This is a genomic window from Nocardia barduliensis, assembly GCF_013315795.1.
GTDB classification, from domain to species: Bacteria; Actinomycetota; Actinomycetes; order Mycobacteriales; family Mycobacteriaceae; genus Nocardia; species Nocardia barduliensis.
Genome location: NZ_JABLTE010000050.1, coordinates 19890 through 43929 on the forward strand (window position 1 = coordinate 19890; position 24040 = coordinate 43929).

The 24040-nt window shown below is 66.7% G+C and carries 17 protein-coding genes, 1 tRNA gene and 2 pseudogenes; 8 read left to right on the forward strand and 12 right to left on the reverse strand.

The genetic code is table 11. The features are described 5' to 3' along the window. Positions 1 to 22: 22 nt before the first annotated feature. From HOV91_RS21590 to HOV91_RS41315, 12 genes and pseudogenes are all read right to left on the reverse strand, one after another. Positions 23 to 349, reverse strand: coding sequence for a hypothetical protein (locus HOV91_RS21590; protein ID WP_174187223.1), 327 nt, complete (start codon positions 347 to 349; stop codon positions 23 to 25). Positions 350 to 606: 257 nt separating this feature from the next. Then, positions 607 to 852 carry a hypothetical protein gene (locus tag HOV91_RS21595; protein WP_174187224.1) on the reverse strand — a complete coding sequence of 82 codons (246 nt, stop codon included), beginning with the start codon at positions 850 to 852 and terminating at the stop codon, positions 607 to 609. A gap of 123 nt (positions 853 to 975) precedes the next feature. Beyond that, positions 976 to 1049, reverse strand: a tRNA-Ile gene (locus tag HOV91_RS21600). 197 nt (positions 1050 to 1246) lie between these two features. Continuing rightward, on the reverse strand, positions 1247 to 2512 hold the full coding sequence (locus HOV91_RS21605) for a DUF3566 domain-containing protein (RefSeq protein WP_174187225.1): 1266 nt from the start codon (positions 2510 to 2512) through the stop codon (positions 1247 to 1249). Positions 2513 to 2551: 39 nt separating this feature from the next. After that, positions 2552 to 5065: a DNA gyrase subunit A gene (gyrA, locus tag HOV91_RS21610; protein WP_174187226.1), complete on the reverse strand. Its 2514-nt coding sequence runs from the start codon at positions 5063 to 5065 to the stop codon at positions 2552 to 2554. A 109-nt stretch (positions 5066 to 5174) separates the two neighbouring features. Continuing rightward, positions 5175 to 7217 carry a DNA topoisomerase (ATP-hydrolyzing) subunit B gene (gyrB, locus tag HOV91_RS21615; protein ID WP_174187227.1) on the reverse strand — a complete coding sequence of 681 codons (2043 nt, stop codon included), beginning with the start codon at positions 7215 to 7217 and terminating at the stop codon, positions 5175 to 5177. A 308-nt stretch (positions 7218 to 7525) separates the two neighbouring features. Continuing rightward, positions 7526 to 8437 (reverse strand): alpha/beta fold hydrolase, encoded by a 912-nt coding sequence (locus tag HOV91_RS21620; RefSeq protein WP_174187228.1) that lies wholly within the window; start codon positions 8435 to 8437, stop codon positions 7526 to 7528. A gap of 205 nt (positions 8438 to 8642) precedes the next feature. Beyond that, the gene (locus HOV91_RS21625) at positions 8643 to 9203 is read right to left on the reverse strand and encodes a DUF721 family protein (protein WP_174187229.1); all 561 of its coding nucleotides are present in this window, start codon (positions 9201 to 9203) and stop codon (positions 8643 to 8645) included. A 358-nt stretch (positions 9204 to 9561) separates the two neighbouring features. Next, a complete protein-coding gene (gene recF, locus HOV91_RS21630) occupies positions 9562 to 10809 on the reverse strand; it encodes a DNA replication/repair protein RecF (protein ID WP_174187230.1) in 1248 nt (415 codons plus the stop codon). Positions 10810 to 11052: 243 nt separating this feature from the next. Beyond that, positions 11053 to 12228, reverse strand: coding sequence for a DNA polymerase III subunit beta (dnaN, locus tag HOV91_RS21635; RefSeq protein ID WP_174187231.1), 1176 nt, complete (start codon positions 12226 to 12228; stop codon positions 11053 to 11055). A gap of 871 nt (positions 12229 to 13099) precedes the next feature. Next, a pseudogene (gene dnaA / locus HOV91_RS41310) lies at positions 13100 to 14191 on the reverse strand (chromosomal replication initiator protein DnaA); the annotation flags it as partial. A gap of 557 nt (positions 14192 to 14748) precedes the next feature. Next, a pseudogene (locus HOV91_RS41315) lies at positions 14749 to 15037 on the reverse strand (chromosomal replication initiator protein DnaA); the annotation flags it as partial. A gap of 631 nt (positions 15038 to 15668) precedes the next feature. On the opposite strand from HOV91_RS41315, the gene rpmH reads away from it, so the two are divergent. The 8 genes from rpmH (at position 15669) to HOV91_RS21680 (ending at position 24019) form a co-directional block, all read left to right on the forward strand. After that, complete coding sequence (gene rpmH, locus HOV91_RS21645; protein WP_006550910.1) at positions 15669 to 15812, forward strand: 50S ribosomal protein L34; 144 nt, start codon at positions 15669 to 15671, stop codon at positions 15810 to 15812. A 21-nt stretch (positions 15813 to 15833) separates the two neighbouring features. Continuing rightward, positions 15834 to 16265, forward strand: coding sequence for a ribonuclease P protein component (rnpA, locus tag HOV91_RS21650; RefSeq protein WP_174187233.1), 432 nt, complete (start codon positions 15834 to 15836; stop codon positions 16263 to 16265). Further along, the gene (gene yidD / locus HOV91_RS21655; protein WP_174187234.1) at positions 16262 to 16660 is read left to right on the forward strand and encodes a membrane protein insertion efficiency factor YidD; all 399 of its coding nucleotides are present in this window, start codon (positions 16262 to 16264) and stop codon (positions 16658 to 16660) included. The genes rnpA and yidD overlap by 4 nt, the downstream gene beginning before the upstream one ends. Before the next feature lie 4 nt (positions 16661 to 16664). Continuing rightward, positions 16665 to 17741 carry a membrane protein insertase YidC gene (gene yidC, locus HOV91_RS21660; protein WP_174187244.1) on the forward strand — a complete coding sequence of 359 codons (1077 nt, stop codon included), beginning with the start codon at positions 16665 to 16667 and terminating at the stop codon, positions 17739 to 17741. A gap of 159 nt (positions 17742 to 17900) precedes the next feature. Then, the gene (locus HOV91_RS21665; protein WP_174187245.1) at positions 17901 to 18407 is read left to right on the forward strand and encodes a Jag family protein; all 507 of its coding nucleotides are present in this window, start codon (positions 17901 to 17903) and stop codon (positions 18405 to 18407) included. 142 nt (positions 18408 to 18549) lie between these two features. Next, positions 18550 to 19344: a 16S rRNA (guanine(527)-N(7))-methyltransferase RsmG gene (rsmG, locus tag HOV91_RS21670; protein ID WP_174187235.1), complete on the forward strand. Its 795-nt coding sequence runs from the start codon at positions 18550 to 18552 to the stop codon at positions 19342 to 19344. A gap of 2634 nt (positions 19345 to 21978) precedes the next feature. Further along, positions 21979 to 22935, forward strand: a complete 957-nt coding sequence (locus HOV91_RS21675) for a ParA family protein (protein WP_245560272.1) — start codon at positions 21979 to 21981, stop codon at positions 22933 to 22935. Positions 22936 to 23005: 70 nt separating this feature from the next. Then, positions 23006 to 24019 carry a ParB/RepB/Spo0J family partition protein gene (locus tag HOV91_RS21680; protein WP_174187236.1) on the forward strand — a complete coding sequence of 338 codons (1014 nt, stop codon included), beginning with the start codon at positions 23006 to 23008 and terminating at the stop codon, positions 24017 to 24019. The last annotated feature ends 21 nt before the right edge of the window (positions 24020 to 24040 follow it).

Genomic DNA, 24040 nt, shown 5'->3' on the forward strand with positions numbered 1-24040 from the left:
GCCGAGGTCATGGTGGTCCTGGCTACTGTCCCAGCTGCTGGCCGACGACAGCCACCGGCGCAGCCGCCGAAGCGTCGCCCTCGGCCGGTACGGGCTTCGGCAGCGGGCGAGCAACGACAAGCCGCTGCGCAAGTGGGTCGACCGCTGGTCGGTCCTGGCCGACAGCGCCGCCGAGGGGCTGGCCGAGCTGCTCGGCAGGCAGGCGGCCGAGGTCGTCGGCGACGCGCGCGGAGGCCGACACCGGCGCGACCTTCGCCCGGGGCGTCGGGCAGCCCGCGGCCGTCGCGCGCACCAAGCCGCGCTTCGGCCCCGGCCCGACCTGCTCGCAACTCGCCCGGGTGCTCGACAAGGCATCGGCCCGCGCCGAAACAGGCCGGGCTGTCCGCCGGCGCGCTCGCACGCCCGACCGGGAGGCGGTGCTCGTCGACCGCATCACTTGAACCTCCGCACCCCCCGACCGCCCAAACTGCAGGCCAAGGCTTCGAAACGTGGCTATGCCAGCGGATTTGAACCTCATCCCACGGCGTTTGGGTACGTTTCGATACGTGCACATACACGTTCTTGGTGACGCCGTCACCAGGCGAAATGCTGGTCCGGATACGCCGCTCAGCCGCTCGGTGTAGCGGGTCGGTCAGGCGGACCCCCGCTGCCATCATGGCGCTGGACTTCGAGCACTTTCAGCGCCTCGTGGACGCCGATGCGATCGACGAGTCCGGCCGAGCGTTCCGCGGGCGCGAAGTCGTCGAAGGTTTCCGAGGAGCGGCGACGGACGCCGTCCTCGTCGGGGTACTCGAACTGGACCTGCCAGGCGATCGAACCGTCGGAGCGGCGCCGGGGGCGTGGAGTGAACATGTGAAGGTGTCTCCTGGGTCGGAAACGCCTCGAGATGCGGGTCGAAGGACCTGCTGTGACACCACAGTGACATAACGCAGGTGCTCAGAGCCGCGATTGTAGTCTGACCTGCAGGTTCGTGGGTGGGCCTAGGAGGACTTGAACCTCCGACCTCTTCGTTATCAGCGAAGCGCTCTAACCGCCTGAGCTATAGGCCCGTACCTGGCTGTTGTTCGCGGTGAACAACAACGTGTAGAGACTACACAACACCTCTCCACTGAACCAAAACGGCTGGTAGATGCCCTACCTACGCACCCTAGCGGCGGCGGGCAGGGGCGGTGTGGGTCTTCCAGCGCGAACGCCGAACGGCCGGCACCCCCGTGATGGCGGGTACCGGCCGTTGCGAAGGGTCGGACTAGTCGGGGTCGGCCAGGGTGACCTGGATGCCGCCGACGAGGTCGCAGCACTGGTTGTAGATGAAGGTGCCCACCGTGCCGAGCGCGGTGAACAGCACGACATTGATCAGGCCGATCACGCCCGCGTAGCCGAAGACGGTACCCGCGTCGATCAACCCCACCGAGCCGCTGTCCTGGGACACCATGTCGGTGAACGTGTTGTTCAGCCGCTCCCACACACCCATGCCCTCGAGCACGATGTACAGCAGGCCGACCGCCAGCATCCACACGAAGAACATCGCCACGCTGATCACCAGCGAGATCTTCAGCGTCGACCAGGGATCGATGCGACGGATCTGCACCGTGGCCCGCAACGGCTCACCGGAGGCGACCGCCGCGGCCACCGCGACCGGAACCGCGGGCGAGACCGGCCCGGACTGCGGGCTGCCGGGGGCCTCGGCCTGTGGCAGCGGATGCCGGATCTCGGACAGGTCTGGCATGTCCTTGATCAGCTCCGGCCGGGCGATGCTGCGAGTGGGCCCGTCGATGCCGACCGACTTCACCATCGCCGCTTCCTTGCGCGCGGCCTTGGCGGCCAGGTCGGCGGTGGTGCGCGCGTTGGACGTGCCGCCGCCGAGACCGACCCCGCCACCCGAGTTCGGGCGTCCGGTGACCGGCGCCTGGCCGGGACGGTACAGGTTGGACTGCGGCTCCCGCTGCGGCAGCTGCGACCACCCGTCCTGGTACGGCGACTGCTGTCCACCGTTGGTGGCGGCGCCGACCGGCTGCTTGTCCTCGCCCTCGGGCGCGGACTGCGGGGCCTGGTTGGTGATCCGCGTCGTCTGCTGGTCGAAACGGTCCTGGCCGTCGCCACCGGGCGCTTGGTCCGGCGCACCCTGCTGCGGCGCGAACTCACCCTGCGGCTCGCGGCCCTCGTGCGGCTGAGCGTTCGGCGGGTTGCCGGGCTGGTTACCGGGGTGCCCGCCCGACTGCGGCCCATTCGGCTGGCCCGGGTGACTACCCGGCTGACCGCCGCCGGGGTGATTACCCGGCTGACCGCCACCAGGGTGACTACCCGGCTGACCGCCACCAGGGTGACCGCCTGGCTGGCCGCCACCCGGGTGACCGCCCTGCTGGCCGCCGCTTTGCTGGCCGCCGGGCTGACCGTTCTCGGCCGAGGCGACCGGCCGTGGGATCGGCCGCGGCGGAATCGGTGACGGTGCGATCCGCTCGGTCACACCGTTCGTCTGGTGCCGCTCGTCATTCGGCTGATTCGGAGTGGTCAATGGGAATCCTTAGATCCGTTCGTTGCCGCCGCTGATGGGTTACTTCTCGGAGGAGCCGGTGTCGCCGCCACCGGAGACCTGATCGGGATCGGGCTCGTCGGCATTGCGCGCGATCGCAAGCAAGGTATCGCCCTCCGCGAGGTTCATCAATCGCACGCCCTTGGTCTGTCGTCCAGCCTTACGAACCTGCTTCGCCGCCGTCCGGATGACGCCGCCCCCGGAGGTGATCGCGTACAACTCGTCGTCGTCGTCGACGATGAGCGCCCCGACCAGGGTGCCACGTTTCGCGTCGAACTGGATGGTCAATACGCCTTTACCGCCGCGGCCCTGTGCGGTGTACTCCTCGATCGCGGTCCGCTTCGCGTAGCCGCCGGACGTCGCGACCAGCAGATATGTGCCGTCACGAACCACATTGAGCGACAACAGTTCGTCGCTGTCGTTGAATCGCATGCCCTGCACGCCGGAGGTAGCGCGCCCCATCGGACGCAACGCCTCGTCGGTGGCCGAGAAGCGAATCGACTGTCCGAGCGCGGAAACCAGCAGCAGGTCCTCGTCCGCCGAGCAGAGCACCACGCCGACCAATTCGTCCTCGTCGCGCAGATTCACCGCGACGATGCCGCCGCTGCGGTTGGAGTCGAAGTCGGTGAGCTTGGACTTCTTCACCAGGCCGTTCTTGGTGGCGAGCACCAGATACGGTGCGTCGTCGTAGGACTTGATCTGGATGATCTGGGCGATCTTCTCGTCCGGCTGGAAGGCCAGCAGATTCGCCACGTGCTGGCCGCGCGCGGTGCGGTTGGCCTCGGGCAGTTCGTAGGCCTTGGCGCGGTAGACCCGGCCTTTGTTGGTGAAGAACAGCAGCCAGTCGTGCGTCGAGGTGACGAAGAAGTGCTTGACGATGTCGTCCTGCTTGAGCCCGGCGCCCTGCACGCCCTTGCCGCCGCGCTTCTGGCTGCGGTAGAGGTCGGTCTTGGTGCGCTTGGCGTAGCCGGTCTCGGTGATCGTGACGACCACGTCCTCGCGGGCGATCAGATCCTCGTCGGCCACGTCGCCGTCCGCCGCGATGATCTTGGTGCGCCGATCGTCGCCGTACTTGTCCACGATCTCGCGCAGCTCGTCGCGGACGATCGCGCGCTGGCGCTCCGGCTTGTCCAGAATGTCCTTGAGGTCGGCGATCTCGAGCTCGATCTTGGCCAGCTCGTCGACGATCTTCTGCCGCTCCAACGCCGAGAGGCGCCGCAGCTGCATGTCCAGGATCGCGGTGGCCTGGATCTCGTCGATGTCCAGCAGCCGCATCAGGCCGGTGCGCGCGGTCTCGGTGTCGGCGGACCGGCGGATCAACGCGATGACCTCGTCCAGCGCGTCCAGCGCCTTGACCAGGCCGCGCAGGATGTGGGCCCGCTCCTCGGCTTTGCGCAGCAGGTAGCGGGTGCGCCGCACGATCACGTCGAGCTGGTGGTTGACGTAGTGGCGGATCATCTGGTCCAGCCGCAGGGTGCGCGGCACCCCGTCGACGATGGACAGCATGTTCGCACCGAAGCTGGTCTGCAGCTGGGTGTGCTTGTAGAGGTTGTTCAGCACCACCTTGGCCACGGCGTCGCGCTTGACGGTGACCACGATGCGCAGGCCGGCGCGGTCGGAGGACTCGTCGTGGATGTCGGAGATGCCCGCGATCTTGCCGTCGCGCACCTGCTCGGCGATCGAGGAGATGAGGTTGTCCGGGTTGACCTGGTAGGGCAACTCGGTGATGACGATCGTGGTGCGGCCCTTGTTGTCCTCTTCGATCTCGACCACACCGCGCATGCGGATGGAACCGCGACCGGTGGAGTAGGCGTCGTGGATGCCCTGGCTGCCGACGATCAAGCCGTCGGTCGGGAAGTCGGGCCCCTTGACCCGCTCCATGCACGCGGCCAGGGTGGCTTCCTCGTCGGCGTCGAAATGCTCCAACGCCCAGTAGATCGCTTCGGCGACTTCCCTGAGGTTGTGCGGCGGGATATTGGTCGCCATGCCGACCGCGATGCCGCCCGAGCCGTTGATCAGGAGGTTCGGCACCCGAGACGGCAGTACCACCGGCTCCTGCGAGCGGCCGTCGTAGTTCGGCACGAAATCGACCGTCTCGTGGTCGATCTCGCGCAGCATCTCCATCGCGATGGGCGTGAGCCTGCACTCGGTGTAGCGCATGGCCGCCGGGCCGTCGTTGCCACGGGAACCGAAGTTGCCCTGCGGGTCGACCAGCGGGTAACGCAGCGACCACGGCTGCGCCATGCGCACCAAGGTGTCGTAGATCGGTACGTCGCCGTGCGGGTGATAGTTACCCATGGTCTCGGCGACCGGACGCGCGGACTTCACGTAACCGCGGTCGGGCCGGTACCCGTTGTCGTACATCGCGTACAGGATGCGCCGGTGCACCGGCTTCAGACCGTCGCGCACATCGGGCAGCGCGCGGCCGACGATCACGCTCATCGCGTAATCGATGTAGCTGTTCTGCATCTCCTGCTGGATATCGACCGGCTCGATGCGCTCGCCGCCGGTCGGGGGCAGGGTGGTGTCGGTCATGAGGTCTCCTGTGTCTTGCGGCTGCTCGCGCACCCGTTCGGCGTCATGAGCGCCGCAAGATGGTGTAGTGCGGGATCGTGGGTTCGCGCGTCACGAAAGACGCACGGGCTCACAGATCGAGGAAGCGGACGTCCTTGGCGTTGCGGGTGATGAAGCTGCGCCGCGCCTCCACGTCCTCGCCCATCAGGACGCTGAACAGTTCGTCGGCCGCGGCCGCGTCGTCCAACGTCACTTGACGCAACAGCCGCACCGCCGGATCCATGGTGGTCTCCCACAGTTCCTTGGGGTTCATCTCGCCGAGACCCTTGTAGCGCTGCACGCCGTCGTCCTTGTTGATCTTCTTGCCCGCCGCGAGACCGGCCTCGAGCAAGCCGTCGCGTTCCCGATCGGAGTAGGCGAACTCCGGCTCGGTGCGCTGCCACTTGAGCTTGTACAGCGGCGGCTGCGCGAGGTAGACGTGACCGTGCTCGACGAGCGGGCGCATGAACCGGAACAGCAGCGTGAGCAGCAGCGTGGAGATGTGCTGACCGTCGACGTCGGCGTCGGCCATCAGGACGATCTTGTGATACCGCAACTTGCTGATGTCGAACTCGTCGTGGATGCCGGTGCCGAACGCGGTGATGATCGACTGGACCTCGTTGTTCTTGAGGACCCTGTCGATCCGCGCCTTCTCGACGTTGATGATCTTGCCGCGGATCGGCAGGATCGCCTGGTACATCGAGTCGCGGCCGGACTTGGCCGAGCCGCCTGCGGAGTCACCCTCGACGATGTAGATCTCGGACTTGCTCGGGTCCTTGGACCGGCAGTCGGCCAGCTTGCCGGGCAGACCGCCCAGGTCGGTGGCGGACTTGCGCCGCACCAGCTCGCGGGCCTTGCGCGCGGCGACGCGGGCCTGCGCCGAGGACACCGCCTTGTTCACGATGGTCTTCGCGTCGGCCGGGTTGGCCTCGAACCAGTGGGTGAGGTGCTCGTTGCAGGTGCGCTGCACGAACGACTTCACCTCGGTGTTGCCGAGCTTGGTCTTCGTCTGGCCCTCGAACTGCGGCTCGCCGACCTTGACGCTCACGATCGCGGCCAGGCCCTCACGGATATCGTCACCGGTGAGGTTGCCGTCCTTCTCCTTGATGAGCTTCTTGTCCTTCGCGTACTTGTTGACCACCGTGGTCAACGCCGCGCGGAAACCCTCTTCGTGCGTGCCGCCCTCGTGGGTGTTGATGGTGTTGGCGAAGGTGTGCACAGACTCGGAGTAACCGGAGTTCCACTGCATCGCCACCTCGAGTTCGTGGCCGGTGCCCTTGCCGGTGAACCCGACGACGGAGTTGTGGATCGGCTGCTTGGTCCGGTTGATGTGGCGGACGAAGTCCTCCAGACCACCCGGGTAGTGGTAGGTCCTGGTCTTCACCTTGTGCTCGGTGGGCGCGCTGTCGCCAGCGTGCTTGGGGGCATCTGCGGTTTCGCTGACCACCTCGTCGGTGACTTCGGAATCGGTCACGCGCTCATCGGTGAGCGTGATGGTGAGTCCCTTGTTGAGGAATCCCATCTCCTGCAGCCGCCGCGCCACCGTCTCGAAGTTGAACGTAGTGGTCTCGAAGATCTCGGGATCCGGCCAGAAGCGTGTGGTATTGCCGGTCCGAGTGGTGGGCTCTCCCTTGACCAGCGCGTCGGGCTTCGCCTCGATGTAGTTCTGGCTCCAGTGGAAACCGTCGCGATCGATCTCCAACTCGACTCGGGTCGAGAGAGCGTTGACCACGGAGATACCGACGCCGTGCAGACCGCCGGAAACCGCGTAGGACTCGGAGTCGAATTTGCCGCCGGCGTGGAGTTGGGTCATGACCACCTCGACGGTGGGGATCCCCTGTTCATGCATCTCCACCGGGATACCGCGGCCGTCGTCCTTCACTTCGACCCCACCGTCGGCCAGCAGAGTGACATCCACCCGTGTGGCGTGTCCGGCCATCGCTTCATCGACGGAGTTGTCGACTACTTCCCAGATCAGGTGGTGCAGACCACGCTCACCGGTGGAGCCGATGTACATGCCCGGGCGCTTACGAACCGCCTCGAGCCCTTCCAGAACCGTGATGGAGGAGGCACCGTAGTCTTGCTTCCCGGTCGCTCTGGTCGAACCCGATGCGTTGGAGTCTTTGGCAGCCACTGGTCGGTAGCTCTCCTTACTTGCTGATCCCGGCATAGAGCGATCGGACAGCACACGTGGGGCCCTGCTCATGTCTCTCGAGAATGAGGGTCCACACGCGGACTGTGCGGAACGCGCCGAAGGTATCGCCGCTAGTTACGTCACCATCCTACTGGTACACCCAACTTACAACGCACCTCCGACACCCCTCACAGCGCCGTGGATGCGAGAAATCGGATTTCGGCGACCCGGTTCCGCCTCGCGACGGTTTTGATCCATCAGAAGTGGGCTGAGAGATGCGTCGGCGGATCCCGTTCGGAGCGCTCGGATCAGCAAGCGTCCTCGACCCGAGCGACGAACGCGGCGGTGTGACGCGCCAGCTCCGCCGGGTGCGAGATCGGCGACCAGTGCCGCGCCGGAATCTCGACCCGGGTCAAACGCGGCACCCATCGATCGGCCTCGGCGTTGACCACCGGCCGCACGGCACGGTCGCCGGTGGCGACGATCAACTGAACGGGTACCTCGATCGGACGCGGGCGCGGATGACGCAGGTGAGAGCGGATGTTGGCCCGGTAGAGCTTCAGGTTGTTGATCATATCGGCGCGCAGCGTCGGCGCCGTATCCACCAGCGCGGGGTCGATGCCGTCGAAGAACGCGAGGAAACGCGGCCATCGGCCGGACAACACCCGCAACACCGGATCGGGCAACCCGGGGATCTGGAACGCGACGGTATAGGCCGAGGCGACGGCTTGGGCCAGCGCGCCGCGCAGCCGTGCCGCGGTGAGAGGACCACGCAGGTAGGCGCCGAGGAAATCCAGATTCGGGCCGGACACCGAGGTGAACGACGCGACCGCCGAGGCGGCGTCCGGTGCGGCGACCACTTCCCAGCCGATCACCGATCCCCAGTCGTGTCCGAGGACATGCACCCGTTCGCCCGGCGCGACCGCGTCGATGACCGCACGAACATCTGCCGCGAGTTCCTCGATCCGGTACGCCTCGACCGCGTTCGGCGTCGAACTGTCGCCCGCGCCCCGGTTGTCGAAGGCGATCACACGGTGCCGACCGCCGAGTTGAGCCGCCACCCGGCTCCACAGCAGATGGGTGTCGGGCCAGCCGTGGATCAGCAGGACCGGCACGCCCTCGGGATTGCCGCATTCGTAGACCGCGAGTTCGACCTCGCCCCGGCGAACGATCCGAGTCGCGGCCGCCGGAAACGGACCGACCGACGTGGTGATGGTCATCGAACCCCTTCTATCCGGACGATTCCGATTCGACCCGGCGATCCTCGGGCGCATCGGCGAGCGTTCCACGTGAAACGCATCTCGCGATGGCACCCCAGCGCGTTGTCCACCCAGGTGGGCAGGTCGGCCGAGGTGGCCGACCGACGCAGAACGCCGCCGCGCAAGGGTAAATGTAACACCGCGTATCAGATACTGCTCCGGGTGGTCATCCGTAGGTGTCCCGCGGGCCGCGCCCTCTGATATGCCGCTCACCTTTGCGCCAGCTCGGCGCGGCAGGCCCCGCGATCTTCAGCGAGGTCACCACGCCCTGGCCGACCGCGGCATTGATCTTCGCGAGGATCTGGCCCTGCAACATGCGCAACTGGGTCGCCCAGGCGGTCGACTCGGCGGCGATGCTCAGCACGCCGTCCTTCAGGGTCACCGGTGTGGCGTGCGCGGCGATGTCTTCGCCGACCACCGCCGCCCAGCGGCCGAACACCATGCCCTCGGCCACCTTGTTCGACCATCCGCGGCTCTTGGCGATGGAGCCCGCCAGTTTGAACAACGGCTGTGGATCACGATCGTCCGGTCCAGCCCCGGACCATCCGGTGCGCCTGCGGCCACCGGCCCGCAGCCTGCGTTGCGGCGACGAACGCCCCTGACCGACCGCCTTGCCACTCGCCCGCGCCGCGGCCCGCGCCTCCTCCAGAGCACGCCGAGCCAGATCGATCCCGCGTAATTCTGGCTGCGGGCCTGCGGATTCGGGCTCCGCGGGCTGATCGCTCATCGCCCCTCTCCCTTCGCGGCCGGTAGTTTGTCCCCAGTTTCGTTCAAGTTGTCCCCAGCCTCAGCCGAAGGTTGCCAGTGCCGGGAACTCGGCGGACCGACCTCGAATTCCGCATGGAATACGACCTGTTCGACGCCCAAATGACGGATTCTCCAGACGAGACCGATCGCTTGCTCGACTGTTGCTATCCTGCGCTCCACCAAACTTTCCCGGCGCGCCCGGTGTAGTTGTCCACAGGTGTTGAAAACGGTTTCGGCTGGTGCGAACTCGAGCGGTCTCCCCGACGACTGGTCACTGTAGTGGACGGGAGCGGTCGACGCCGACACGCGGATCGCCTGTCCATTCCTCCTGTGAATAACTACGGCGCCCGGGATTCCGGCGCTCCGGTGATCGGATCTCCTTCTCGCTCGAGCGCCGGGTCCGCGCCATTCCCCGGACGGTCCTGCGCGACGATTCGCGAGACGCGGCCCTCGGGGCCACCCGCGGTGTCCACCCGCAGCGGCACGGCAGCCAGCTCGGCAGGCACGTCCTCCGGCACTGCTGCCGTGATCAGCACTTGCTCCGCGTCCGCCGCGACGGCCGCGAGCGCGGCGCGGCGGCGGCGATCGAGTTCGGCGAACACGTCGTCGAGCAGCAGTACCGGTTCGGCGCCGGTGGCGCGCAGCAGTTCGAACGCCCCCAGCCGAAGGGACAGCGCGAACGACCAGGATTCGCCGTGACTGGCGAAACCCTTCGCGGGCGAATCCCCGAGCAGAAGATCCAGTTCGTCGCGATGCGGGCCGACCAGGCACACCCCGCGCTCGAGTTCCTTCGGTCGCGCGGCGGCGAGTTCGCGCAGCACGATCGCCGCCAGTTCCTCGGTGTCCTCCGGGAGCGGGGTTCTGGCCGGATCCAGGAACTCCGGGGGCAGCGCGGCGCTGCGATAGGCGATCGAGGCAGGACGCGACTCCGGAGCGATCGAGGCATAGGCCCTGGCGAGATACGGCGCGAGGTCGTGTACCAAGCGCAGCCGCTGAGCGAGCAGCACGGCAGCGTGCTCGGCCAGGTGCCCGTCCCAGACATCGAGGGTGCTGAGATCCGCCTTCGACCTGGCGTGCCGTCCGGCCGTTTTCAGCAGGGCCGAACGCTGGCGCAGGACCCGGTCGTAGTCGCCGCGGACCGCGGCCAGCCTGGGCAGGCGAGTTGTGCACAACTCGTCCATGAATCGGCGGCGCTCCCCGGGATCGCCGCGCACCAGCGCGAGATCCTCCGGCGCGAACAACACCGTCTGGAGGATCCCCAGGATCTCCCGGGTCCGGCGAACCGGTGAGCGGTTGATCTGGGCGCGATTGGCGCTGCCCTGGTTCAGCTCGACATCGATGCGCAGTTCGCGGCCTGCGTTGACCACCGTGGCGCCGATCCGCGCCCGCTCGGTCCCGGTCCGGACCAGCGGGGCTTCCGTGGCGACGCGATGCGAGCCGAGGGTGGCCAGGTAGCCGATCGCTTCCAGCAGGTTCGTCTTACCGTTGCCGTTCGATCCCAAGAAAACGGTTCGACCTGGGGATAATTCGAGTTCCGCATATTCCCACGAGCGGAAGTCACGCAGCGACAGAGTTCGGACGAACATCCGCTATCGTGCCCCTGCCTGGGCCGAAGCGGACATTTCCGCCGAACGGCACGTCGCCACCGCGTCCGGCGAGCACCGTGCGATGTGCCGCAGCCCTGTGGAGCATCTGTGGATAACCTCGTGTCCCGGCCGTCGGAAAAGCGAGTTCTCCGACGTCGCTGGGGATGAACCAGCGACGTGGCCGCTCAGCCGCACCGGATCACGCGGCGCGGATCCGCACGATTGCCGGTCGCGCACAGGTGATCAGCCCGGCAGCCGGACCGGCATCAGCAGATAGATGTACGGGCTCGACAGCGCCGCGAACGTCCCGGAATCCAGCGCCTCGGGCTCTTCCTCGGACGCGGGCAGCAGCACGGCGGGCCTGCTCGGCGTGGTGAATCCGAAGGTGACCCGCTCCGCGTGCAGCGCGGACAAGCCGTCGATGAGATAGCCGGGATTGAACGCGATGGTGAGCGATTCGCCGCGGAAATCGGCCTCCAGCCACTCCTCGGCCCGGCCCGCGTCGTCACCGCCCGCGGACAGCAGCAGGCCGTCGGAGGAGAACTCCAGCCGCACCTGAGCGCCCCGCTCGGCGACCAGCGCGACGCGCTTGATCGCCTCGGTGAGCGCGGCGACGGCGAGGGTGGCGATCGAGGTGTGCTCCTTGGGGAGCAACTGGCGGAACTTGGGGAATTCGGCATCGAGCAGGCGGGTGGTGGTCCGCCGGCCCGCGTTCACGATGCCCAGCAGTCCGTCCGACCCCGCACCGGTGCCGAGGGACAGCTGGACGGGCGCGTCGGAGGGGCCGAGCGTCTTGGCGGCCTCCGACAGCGTCCTGGCCGGGATGAGCACCGAAGTCTCTATGTCGGCGCGCGCGGGCCGCCATTCGATGTGCCGGACGGCGAGGCGGAATCGGTCGGTCGCCGCGAGGACGACCTGCGATCCCTCGATCTCCACCCGGATACCGGTCAGCATGGGCAGGGTGTCGTCCCGGCCCGCGGCGACGGCGACCTGGCCGACGGCCTCGGCGAAGACATCCACAGCCAGTTCACCGGTCTGCTGCGGCACCTCGGGCAGTTGGGGATAGTCCTCGACCGGCATGGTGGGCAGGGAGAACTTCGCGCTGCCGCAGGCGATCAGCACGCGGGTGCCGTCCACTGACACGTCGACGGGCTTGTTGGACAGCGCCTTGGTGATGTCGGCCAGCAGACGACCGGAGACGAGCACCTGGCCCGGTCCTGCGACCTCGGCCGCGACCCGCACTTGCGCGGAGACCTCGTAGTCGAAGCCGGACACGGTGAGACCGTCCTCGTCCGCGACCAGCAGCACACCGCCGAGCACCGGAACCGGGGGCCGGGACGGAAGACTGCGCGCCACCCAGGCGACGGAGTCGGCGAAATCCTCACGGGCGACCCGAAACTTCATGCTCGCAAGCTCCATGGCCCGATCTGTCCTCTCCCGGTTCCGTGATCTGTTGTCGGCTCGTCAGTGTCGGTGCTCGAAAGGGTCCTGCCGAATCGGCCGCCTTCGCAGTCTGGCACAGGCGACCGACATCAAACCGTACCCGCGCGCGGCACGCGCACCTAGCCCGACCCTCCGGCGTTACGGACGGTCGCGTCCGGAGCAGGGACGAGAGGGGCAGTCAGGCGGGGGATCGAGCGTGCGCTGTGCCGACGCGAACCGCGTGCCCGCATCACCCGTCGGCGTACCTCCTCCGCGCTGTCGTCCTTGCGAGGAACCCGGCCGGCTCCGAACGCGCGCTGTCCGACCGACTTTCCACACACCCTGTTTTGAAGAGAGATCTCTAATGAGAAGAACTGAAGTAGTAGTAGGCACTGTGGATTCTGTGGACTGCGGCCGAATCCGCTGGTCACGGGGCGTGGTGCCGTGGGGATGACTGCGGGGTGTCTCGAGGATGAACAGCGGGCGTCTGTGGAGGCTGCCAGGTTGTCCCGGATTCATCCTCGAGCGGTCCTCGAGTTGTTCCACCGGATTCACCCAGTTGTTCACACATGTGCACGAAATCGTGGACAGCTCGAGGAATCCTCGAGGACTCCACACGGATTCCTCGAGGATTCCACAAGGCCGGATCCGGACACTCCGCTGGTCAGTGGCTGTGCGCAACTGAGCCTGGGGAAACTGTTGAATTCGGCCTGTGGGGGAACCTGCGGGGACCGTCAGCCCGCCCTGTGTACGAACCGGTGGACAAACCAGGGGATTCCTCGAGGACTCCACAAGGATTCCTCGAGGAATCCACAGGCACAAAAAAGCACCGCCCCAGGTCAGGGCGGTGCTCGGGTGTGGATACGGCTCAGCGGGAGCGCTGCTTGATCCGGGCTGTGAGTTCCTGCACCTGGTCGTAGACTCGGCGCCGCTCGGTCATCTCCTTGCGCACCTTCTTCTCCGCGTACATCACCGTGGTGTGGTCGCGGCCGAACGCCTGACCGATCTTCGGCAGGGACAGATCGGTCAGCTCACGGCACAGGTACATGGCGATCTGCCTGGCCTGCGCCAGCGGCCGCGCCTTGCCAGGACCGGTGAGCTCTTCCAGGGTGGTGTTGAAGTACTCCGCCGTGACGGCCATGATGGTCGCCGCGTTGATCTCCAGCGCCGCGGTGTCCGGCATCAGATCGCGCAACACCACCTCGGCCAGCGGCAGATCCAGCGGCTGGCCGTTCAACGAGGCGAACGCGGTCACCCGGATCAGCGCGCCCTCCAGCTCCCTGATGTTGCGCTCGACCCGGCTGGCGATCAGCTCCAGCACGTCGTGCGGCACATCCAGCCGGTCCATCCGCGCCTTCTTGCGCAGGATGGCGATGCGTGTCTCCAGCTCCGGGGGCTGCACGTCGGTGATCAGGCCCCACTCGAAGCGCGTCCGCAGCCGCTCTTCCAGCGTGGCCAGCTGCTTGGGCGGCCGGTCCGAGGAGACGACGATCTGCTTGTTCGCGTTGTGCAGGGTATTGAAGGTGTGGAAGAACTCCTCTTGGATGCCTTCCTTGCCCTCGATGAACTGGATGTCGTCGACCAGCAGGATGTCGGTCTCGCGGTAGCGGCGCTTGAACGCCACCTTCCGGTCGTCGCGCAGGCTGTTGATGAAGTCGTTGGTGAACTCTTCGGTCGAGACGTACTTGACCCGCATGCCGGGAAACAGTCGCTGTGCGTAGTGGCCCGCCGCATGCAGCAGGTGTGTCTTGCCCAGCCCGGAAGCGCCCCAGACGAACAGCGGGTTGTACGCGCGAGCCGGGGCTTCGGCGATGGCGACTGCCGCAGCGTGCGCGAAGCGATTGGACGCGCCGATGACGAAGGTTTCGAAGGTGTACTTCGCGTTCAAGCTGGCCGAGGACGTCGAAGGGGCAGGGGTTTCCTGCGACTTGGCGAAGTAGGTCGGCCAGGAGTTGCGAACGTTGACCACGGGCTCGTCGTCGTGATCGCCGCGCGGGTGGTCTCCCACGGGTTCACGCACCGGGTCGTGGGCCAAACCCGAGTCGTCGCCGGTTGTCTCGCGTACCTGCGCTCGGATCGGGCCGCGCATTCCGCCCGGGGACGGTTCGGGATTGAACAGCGACTCCTGCCCTGGCGGGATGGCCGACTCCCGGCGCGGCGGAAGGCCGGGCTCCCGGCGGGGGGCGACGTCCGGCCCGGACATCGTCGGCAGCTCGGCAGTCGTGGAGTACTCGCCGCGCGGCGGGTACTCGGCACGAGCGTAATCCGGCTGGCGGTACTCCTCCGGCGGCGCGAAGTCCTGGCCGTACTCGGCGCCCGGATAGTCAGAGCCGTCGTGGTACGGCGCCGCCGGCGCGAAGTCGGCGGACTGTGCATAACGCGGCCCCGGGTAGGCGTCCCGGCCGGGGAATTCCGAACCGGGATACGCGGTGGGTCCGCGGCCTTCTCGGGTGCGCTCGGGCCTGCTCGTCATCCGCGCGTGCCGTGGCGTGTTGCTCTGCCGGTCGACGGTCGGCGTGGTCGGGGCGGCGATGCGGACACCGAGTCCTTCCACCTGGGGACCGAGCCGGCGGGCGAGGGAACGGAGAATGGGCTCGCGCAGATCGCGTTCGATGGCCTCCTGGGCCAGTGACGAGGGCACCGAGAGCAGGGCGAACCCCTGTGCGACCGTCAGCGGCTTGACCAGCTTCAGCCAAGCCTGCTGTGCTCGGGTCACCGGAGGAATCGCGCCGTCGGGTGAGCCGGTGGTGAGCTCGGTGACAACCTCGGGCCATACGGTGGCCAACACATTCTGCTCGTCGTCCATGCAGTTCCTCCCCGGAGTAGGTCGATAGGAGCAGACGGCCGGGGCACGCGTGGAGTGCGACGCTCTGGGTCGGTCCCGTGATCTGCGTACGTCCGTAGCCGGTTCGGACGCTGCCCGGGTCCCCCATCTGGACAGCGGCGTGGCACCGTCGGCCCTACGAATATGCCACTCCAGGGGTCTTTCCACACAATTATCCACAGATGTGGAGAACCCTGGGGAGCTGTGGAACGCGCGCACGCGCGAATTGGCCGACGCCACGACCTGCGGTTCTGCAGCAATCGCCTGGCTATGCACCTTAGTGGTCCGCGGCGCGCGATGCCTAGGGGTGTGGACGAACTCACGCTGATTGCCGGAGCGACTGACCGGGGAACCGGTTCTGCCTGGTCGCCGGTACCGGGCCGAAGGGTGGGGCGAGTTTGACCCGTTCCGAGCCGATCAGTACCCTCGTACAGTCACCCCTTGGTGCGGTGGCGGTCTTGTGCTGACCGCGTTTAGGTCGTGATCGACCGACTGTGCGCCAGGACCGACGCGCGCCGATGATGACCAGACCTGCGATTCATTCGCGCAATATACGTATCACCGACAAGCTTCGGGCACTACCTGGTGCCCGCCTACTCGAGGAGTGTTGACCGTGGCCAAGGGCAAGCGGACGTTCCAGCCGAACAACCGTCGTCGGGCGCGGGTTCACGGCTTCCGCCTCCGGATGCGCACCCGTGCGGGCCGCGCCATCGTCTCGGCGCGTCGCCGCAAGGGCCGCGCTTCCCTCACTGCCTGATCCTCGCTCTCGGACGCTCGGGTGTTGCCTGAGCCGTATCGGTTGCATCATCGTGCCGACTTCTCCCGGACGGTGCGCCGCGGCCAGCGAATCGGGAGGCGTGATCTGGTCGTGCATGCGCTCGCGTACGGGTATGACGGAATTGTGGGCGCGAATGGACGACTCGATCAGCTCCCGGAGGACGCGCTGGTCCGTGTAGGCGGGCCACGCTTCGGGTTGATCGTCAGCAAGGCGGTGGGCAACGCGGTGGTTCGACATCGCGTTGCCCGCCGCCTGCGTCATATGTGCGCCCGGGTGGTCGATGAAGTGCCGCCTGGGACCGATGTCGTGATCCGCGCGCTCCCGGGCGCGGCGACGGCGTCGTCGGAGGACCTGCTGCGTCAGCTGCGCGCCGCACTGCGCAAGCTCGGCGTCGGCGCCGAGACGGGCATGGCAACGGGTGGTTCGGCATGAGCCGCTCGGCGACGATCGCCAGACTGCCCGTGAACGTGCTGATCTTTCTGATCGAGCTGTATCGGACCTACGTCTCCCCCACCCGCATGCCGGTGTGCCGATTCACCCCGACCTGTAGCGAGTACGCGGTGACCGCACTGCGCACCCGGGGCCTGTTCATCGGGCTCGGACTGACGGTCGTGCGCTTGGCCAAATGCGCGCCCTGGCACCCTGGTGGGTGGGACCCCGTCCCGGAGCGGAAGCGGAGCACAGCGCGCACCGAGCCGGCAGACGGGGCAGCGACCGACGCGGCGGCGCAGGACCCGAGCCTGTCCGCCGGACCGCGGTCGCAGCCGAACGCTTGTAAAGGATCGCCGCACGCGGTGATCGGCGACACGAACGACGGGAGTGCATAGAGCCGTGCTCGACTTCATTTATTACCCGGTGTCCTGGATCCTCTGGTTCTGGCATCGGGTCTTCGGGTTCGCGTTCGGCGCGGACAACGGTCTCACCTGGGCGCTCGCCGTGGTGTTCCTGGTGTTCACCCTGCGCCTGGTGCTCTACAAGCCGTTCGTCAAGCAGGTGCGCACCACCAAGCAGATGCAGGAATTGCAGCCACAGATCAAAGAGCTGCAGAAGAAGTACAAGAACGATCGCCAGAAGATGGCGCTCGAGATGCAGAAGCTGCAGAAGGACAACGGCTTCAACCCGCTGATGGGTTGCCTGCCGATCCTCGCCCAGGTACCGGTCTTCCTCGGGCTCTTCCATGTGCTGCGCTCGTTCAACCGGACCGGTCACGGGTTCGGGCAGCTGGGCCTGACGCCCGAGCAGAACGCGAACACCGCGAACTACGTATTCAGCGCCGCCGACGTCCAGTCCTTCCTGAGCGCGCGCATCTTCGGCGCACCGATCTCGGCGTTCATCACCACGCCGGTCGCCGAACTGCAGGCATTCGCCGACTTCGGCGGCGTGCCGAGCCGGCTGAGCATCGCGCTCGTCGCGATTCCCCTGATGGTCATCGCCGGTCTGGCCACCCACTTCAACGCGCGCGCCTCGGTGGCGCGGCAGACGCCGGAAGCGGCGGCCAACCCTCAGGCCGCGATGATGAACAAGCTCGCACTCTGGGTGTTCCCGCTCGGTGTGCTCGTCGGTGGTCCGTTCCTGCCGATCGCCATCCTGCTCTACTGGGTCTCCAACAACATCTGGACTTACGGGCAGCAGCACCTCGTCTTCGGCCGCATGGAGAAGGAAGAGGAAGCCAAGAAACAGGCGAAGCTCGAGCAGCGCGCTCAGAACGCGCCGAAGCCGGGTGCCAAGCCGGTCAACGTCAAGAAGAAGCCGGCACCTGCCGCCACCGACACCGCATCGGACGACACCGCCGACGCGTCGACGAACGGCACCAGCAAGCCCTCGAAGCAAGCCTCGGGCCAACGCCGTCCGGCCGGTCAGAAGCGGCCGGGCAGCCGAGGCAGGGCGAACCAGAAGCGCAGGCGCTGAGCCCACGATCGGTGGGACGAACAGTCCGCCTCGATCACTGAGCAACCCCTTGATCGCGAGTACCGCCCGGCGGCGATTGCCCGGCGCGCGCGATGAGCAGATGAAGGAAATCAAATGACTGTTGACACCGACGGAGGGGACGCCACCGTGGCGACGACGATGGTGAGCGCCGGGGCGGACACCGGCGATGCCGTGAGTGATGCCGAGGAAGCTCTCATCGAGGAAGGCGAGATCGCCGGCGACTACCTCGAGCAGTTGCTCGACGTGCTGGACTTCGACGGCGACATCGATCTCGACGTCGAAGGTGACCGTGCCGTGGTGAGCATCGACGGCGGCCGTGACCTGACGAAGCTCGTGGGACGCAACGGCGAGGTGCTCGACGCCTTGCAGGAACTGACTCGTCTTGCCGTTCAGCAGACGACCGGAGTACGCAGTCGGCTGATGCTGGACGTGGCGGGCTGGCGGGCGAAGCGGCGGTCGGAACTGAGCGAGCTCGGCGCGGCCGCGGCCCAGCGCGTGCTGGAATCCGGTGAGCCGGAGTCGCTGGCGCCCATGACGCCGTTCGAGCGCAAGATCGTGCACGACGCGGTGGCCGCGGTGGAAGGCGTCAGCAGCGAGAGCGAAGGCGTCGAACCGAACCGCCACGTGGTGGTCGTTCCCGGCTGAGCGGCGGCATTCCCGAAGCGGGCGGCATGTTTCGCGCCTCGCCTGGGTAGTGGTTGGATAGGGCCTCTGGTCTTCGGACCGGGGGCCTTGTTCGTGTCCGGAGCCCGATTGCTCGCACGTAGATCGACCCGAGTTCGGAAGGATGTTTCACGTGGAACGAGATCTCGGTGGAACCCCCGCGGTGCCCGCGGAGTTGGAGCCACCCGTGTCGGCGGCCACCATCTTCGGCGACCGACTCGATCTCGCGCGTCGATATTGCACGGCACTCGCGACCGCAGGTGTCGAGCGCGGGCTGATCGGTCCCCGCGAGGTGCCTCGCCTCTGGGATCGCCACATTCTCAACTGCGCGGTACTCGGTGAGTTGATCGCTGAGGGCGCCTCCGTGGTCGATATCGGCAGCGGCGCGGGTTTACCCGGCATCCCGCTCGCGATCGCGCGGCCCGACCTCCGGATCACCCTCGTCGAACCACTGCTGCGCCGGACCATCTTCCTGAGCGAGTTCATCGAATCCGTCGGACTGGACGTCACTGTGGTACGCGGGCGCGCCGAACAGTCCGGGGTGATGAAGGAAGCCGGTGGTTCCGATGTCGTCACGTCCCGTGCGGTGGCTCCGCTCGGGAAACTCGCCCAGTGGTCACTTCCCCTCCTCCGCGACCACGGGCACATGCTCGCCCTCAAGGGCGCCAGTGCTGCGGAGGAACTCGCGCGCGATGGCGAAGCCCTAGCGAAAGCCGGGGCCGGCAATGCGGTCCTGCTGGAATGCGGCGCCGGTTTGGTTTCCACGCCGACCATGGTGATCAGCGCGGAGCGGCTCCCCCGTGCCGAGCGCACTTCTCGGCGGCGCGCCGAACGGGCGGTCGAGCGCGGCGAGAAGGCGACGCGAGCCACAGGGACGGAGCGGGGGCGCACCAAGCGTGCTGCGCGGAAGGCTCAGTGAGCGTTAGCGGTTGTAGTCGGACGTAAGCGGGTCGCCGCTCGCCGTGAGCTACCGCTTGCTATCTGTTTTCTTTACGCTCAACCGCGAAGGGCTGGGGTGCGACCTTGGACCCGGGATCGTTTCGTCACTCTGACGGAATGGCGAGTCGTCGCAGGGTATCGGAGGTCGGCGAACATGGGCGGGATTCGCTCGATCGCGGTATTGATGACCGTCGCGGCAGTTGCGGCAACGCTGGATGGCTCTGCGCTACTGATGCTTGCCGCACCGGCGTCCTCGTTATGCCGCTACAGCCGCGGGCGTCAGACGAGGGCTTGACGTTGATCGGTTCGGGTCGACCTTTCGCACCGCCTGCAGGGCTTCGCTGGTTTGGTGTCCGTCGGCTTCGGTTTCCGAGCCACCGAATCCTCCCGCTCGCCGCGGCGGTGGTCGCGTCGCGGCTGAGGAGCTTCCAAGACCCACGCGGTGATCCGTGTACTTCTGACGCTTCGGGTCCGGACCGGGAATTCGAGGCTGGCCGGTGGATGTCCGTCGCTGGAAGTGTGTGCTCCGTGATTCACGTGAAACATCCATTTGGCGTGCGCTCCCTATAGTCGAGCGACAGATCTCGCGAAGCTCTTAAGTCCACGCGGACAGTGTTCTGTTCTCTACCGCCTAGATGAAATGTCCCGGATGTTCACGTAAGAAGGATCGGTTCGGTAGGACCACTGTGGCACGCTTTGCGATTACGCCCCCGAGTGGCGGGTGCCGCAGTTCGGCTCTCCGTCCCTGCTGCTTGTGAGCGCACCTGCGCCGGGGATGTTTCACGTGAATCAGAGCGAAGTCGGTCGGCCGATGCGGAGCTGCGCTCAACATCACCCGGGGGGACGTGTCCGCGCGGATCAGCCCTCCTAGCGGGACGACCACGGGCAGCCGATGCGACCATGCCGGATGATGGGGTGCCGAACAGTGGTGCGAGCCGATTGCACCGGCAGTGGTCCTCATCCTGAGGTGACACAGTTGGGTTCGACGGCTACTTCGACAGCACCCCGCCACGGGCGAGCCTTTCAGACGGAGAAGCGATTACGCGCCCCTCGCGGTGCGGAATCTCTCTACCGGAGTGATCGAACCGAGGCTGCGGAATAACAAGCGAGCTGTGCAGTTGGGGGCGGACTTGCGCTGCTGTCGAACGCGCCGTGGCCCGCATACATTGCGACTGCCAGTGGCGGCGATACTCGCCGGACTTCGTTGCGATTGACGGGCACCATAGCGGCAGTCGCTCGTGTGGTGGACCTGCAGCAGTGTGTATCGGGTGTGCTCGCCGGGGCTGCCGTGCTCATTGGTTGTTGCGAATCCGGTGGTTCTCGTGTGGCCGGCGGCGGTCCAGCACAAAGGTCCTCGGGCGCTGAATGAGTGTCGCAAGCGCGCGGGCGCGGAGTCGCTGAGGTGGTCGTGAAGCACAAGCCAGGTGATGGGTGCCCAACGTGGTTGGTGCGGTGGGGTGCGCTGACGCCGCTGTTTCACGTGGGCCAACCTGATGCCCTGCGGTGATCTGTGTCGCGTGACGGGAGTGCGGCGCGAGGGTCGACAATCGCGCCACAACCGGCGGCAGTTCCGAGATCAGATCAACGCGCGTCGAGCGGTCCGTCGGAGGTTCCCGCGTGCCGGTGCTTGGATTGCCTCATGGACTAGGTGGCTTGCGGCGGGCTAGGTTAGTCGGCCTGCGCCCGGATGTCCCCGCGCGCAGGGATGTCCGCACGTGCTAGGTGGTCGGCGTGGCTCGGGTGGTTGGCGTGGGCGGGGAGGTCCGTGTGGTCCGGGAGAGTCGGCGTGTGCCAGATGGTTTGCGTGCGCTAGATGGTCAACCGGCGCCAAGTGTGGTCGGTGTGGCGGCCAAGTGATCGGGTGCGGCCAAGAGGTCGGTGTGCGGCCAAAAGGTCGATGTGCGGCCAAGAGCTCGGTGTGCGGCCAAGAGCTCGGTGTGGACCGGAGGTTGGTGTGTGGACCGGAGGTTCTGTGGGCACGGGACCTGCTGTCGCACCCGGACTCTGCATGATTCACGTGAAACATCACCTCGCGGAACTGTCTGCGAGAAAGAGGATGAGTTGGCTCGAGCCATCCACGGCTCGGGAATAGGCAGAAGCTTCGGGTGGCCCGGCGACATCTCCCCCAGCATCGCCCAGGATCGGGTTGTCTCCCATTGCGGGCGCTTCGTTTGGCCTTGGCTGTTGGGAACTGGCTCATTGCCCGAGCCTCCTCCGCAGCTGTCGATCCCTGGGAAACGTCAGTGCGCGGGCAATGTTTCATGTGAAACAGCGGGCGTGTCGGTGTGAAATCGTGCGGTTTTGCGTGTCGCTTTGCGCGTCGCCGCGATTCAGCTTTCTTAAAGCGCGAAGTGCTGGCAAGCTAGTGGTCGTCGGGCGTGAGCGTCGGTGCCACGGAGGGATCTGGTTGTCACAGCGGCGAGGAGCTCCGCTCGGTCGATCGGGCGCCGCGGACCCGGTTGTGCATCGTGTTCGATCCGACAAAGGCTATTGCAGGCACGACGTCGACCCGTCCCGTCGCGCGCGCGTGTCCTGAAGTTTCTCGGGTTAGGAGCTGTCTATGTCGAGCGGTCCGGCGAATGTTTCACGGGAAACGACGTCGCGCGTGCCGGGGATGCTGGACTCCAGCAATTTCGACGCGGAAGCATTCGGAAGCACACCGTTCGGGCACATCTCCCCCAGTGAGACCCCGATAGCTGCCGAAGCGCAACGTGCAAGTCAGGTCCTCCATCCAGGAAAGGTGACTGTGCCGAAACCGCACGAGCAACGCATCATCACCATCGCCAATCAGAAAGGCGGCGTCGGGAAGACGACCACCGCTGTGAATCTGGCGGCCGCGCTGGCGCACCAAGGGATGACGGTTCTCGTGATCGATCTCGATCCACAGGGCAACGCCAGTACCGCCCTGGGGATCGAACATCATTCGGGCGTCCCCTCCAGTTACGAGTTGCTCATCGGCGAGGTCTCGGTTCGGGACGCGATCCAGACGAGTCCGCACAGCGACCGCCTCCTCTGCATACCCGCGACGATCGACCTAGCGGGCGCCGAGATCGAACTCGTGTCGATGGTGGCCAGGGAAGGTCGGCTGAAAGCCGCCATCCAGGAGGCGAATATCGCCGGATACGACATCGATTACGTGATGATCGACTGCCCGCCTTCGCTGGGGCTGCTGACGGTGAACGCCCTCGTCGCGGCGAAGGAGGTGCTGATCCCGATCCAGTGCGAGTACTACGCGCTGGAGGGTGTCGGCCAGTTGCTCCGCAATATCGGTCTGGTGCAGGCGCACCTTAATCCGGAACTCCACGTCTCGACCGTGATCCTCACGATGTACGACGGCCGCACCAAATTGGCCGACCAGGTCGCGGAGGAGGTCCGCGGTCACTTCGGCGATGTCGTGCTGCGGTCGGTGATTCCGCGCAGTGTCAAGGTGTCGGAGGCGCCGGGCTACGGCATGACGGTGCTCGATTATGATCCAGGCTCCCGGGGCGCGATGAGCTACCTGGATGCCGGACGTGAGATGGCGGCCCGCGCGGTAGTCCCGCAGGCCGCCGCGGCGAAGTCGGCGGAGTGACTCGGTCAGCCGAGTCGACGCTCGGCACAGTCCGGTTTGGTGGCGGAACGAGGAAGGGGTCGGTAGACCGATGAGTCAGGCGAAGAAGGGTGGGCTCGGGCGCGGTCTCGCCGCGCTGATCCCGACGACACCGACGGCCACACCGGGCCTCAGCAGCGCCGCTGCGAGTGTCATCGGTCTGGATCCGGTGGGGCCGCAGCCACCCGCGACCTACCTGCATCGGGTACCCGATCCCGCCGAGAACGCCGAACTCGAGGCCGGTGGCGCCGTCTACCGGGAGATCCCGCCGGACCAGATCGAGCCGAACCCGAAACAGCCGCGCACGGTCTTCGAAGAAGACGCACTCGCCGAGCTGGTGCATTCGATTCGTGAGTTCGGTCTGATGCAGCCGATCGTGGTGCGCCGGACCGAACCGGGCGTGGACCGCTATCAGCTGGTCATGGGTGAGCGGCGCTGGCGGGCCTGTCAGGAGGCCGGCCTGGCTGCCATCCCGGCGATCGTCCGGGAGACCGCGGACGAGTCGATGCTGCGCGACGCCCTGCTGGAGAACATCCACCGGGTGCAGCTGAATCCGCTCGAAGAGGCGGCGGCCTACCAGCAGCTGCTCGAGGAATTCGACGTCACCCACGAGGAATTGGCTGCCCGAATCGGCCGCTCTCGCCCAGTGGTGACGAATATGATCCGTCTACTGAAGTTGCCGATCCCGGTGCAGCGCCGGGTCGCGGCGGGCGTACTGTCCGCCGGGCACGCGCGAGCACTGCTCGGTCTCGAAGCGGGTGCGGACGCTCAAGAGGTGCTCGCCGCCCGAATCGTCGCCGAGGGACTCTCGGTCCGGGCTACCGAGGAAGCCGTCATGCTGGCGAACCGAGAGCAGGACGCGGCCGCGCCCTCTCCCGTGGCGCGACGCAAGCCGATCGAGATGCCGGGCTTACAAGCTGTGGCCGATCGACTGTCCGGCTCCTTCGACACCCGGGTCCTCGTGAGTATGGGCAAGCGCAAAGGCAAGATCGTCGTCGAGTTCGGGTCGGTCGATGACCTCGAACGCATCGTCGCCCTGATGGAGCAGAACGCCCCCAACGTGTGACAGAAGTGACGAAATTTAACT

Bases quoted from the DNA above. Each gene is read 5' to 3' on its own strand.
- HOV91_RS21680 (WP_174187236.1), top strand. From the start codon at position 23,006: ATGAGTCAGGCGAAGAAGGGTGGGCTCGGGCGCGGTCTCGCCGCGCTG.
- HOV91_RS21625 (WP_174187229.1), bottom strand. From the start codon at position 9,203: ATGAGCGATCAGCCCGCGGAGCCCGAATCCGCAGGCCCGCAGCCAGAA.
- dnaN (WP_174187231.1), bottom strand. From the start codon at position 12,228: ATGGAGCTTGCGAGCATGAAGTTTCGGGTCGCCCGTGAGGATTTCGCC.
- rsmG (WP_174187235.1), top strand. From the start codon at position 18,550: ATGTTTCACGTGGAACGAGATCTCGGTGGAACCCCCGCGGTGCCCGCG.
- yidD (WP_174187234.1), top strand. From the start codon at position 16,262: ATGAGCCGCTCGGCGACGATCGCCAGACTGCCCGTGAACGTGCTGATC.
- HOV91_RS21595 (WP_174187224.1), bottom strand. From the start codon at position 852: ATGTTCACTCCACGCCCCCGGCGCCGCTCCGACGGTTCGATCGCCTGG.
- HOV91_RS21620 (WP_174187228.1), bottom strand. From the start codon at position 8,437: ATGACCATCACCACGTCGGTCGGTCCGTTTCCGGCGGCCGCGACTCGG.
- recF (WP_174187230.1), bottom strand. From the start codon at position 10,809: ATGTTCGTCCGAACTCTGTCGCTGCGTGACTTCCGCTCGTGGGAATAT.
- HOV91_RS21675 (WP_245560272.1), top strand. From the start codon at position 21,979: ATGCTGGACTCCAGCAATTTCGACGCGGAAGCATTCGGAAGCACACCG.
- HOV91_RS21665 (WP_174187245.1), top strand. From the start codon at position 17,901: ATGGTGAGCGCCGGGGCGGACACCGGCGATGCCGTGAGTGATGCCGAG.
- gyrA (WP_174187226.1), bottom strand. From the start codon at position 5,065: ATGACCGACACCACCCTGCCCCCGACCGGCGGCGAGCGCATCGAGCCG.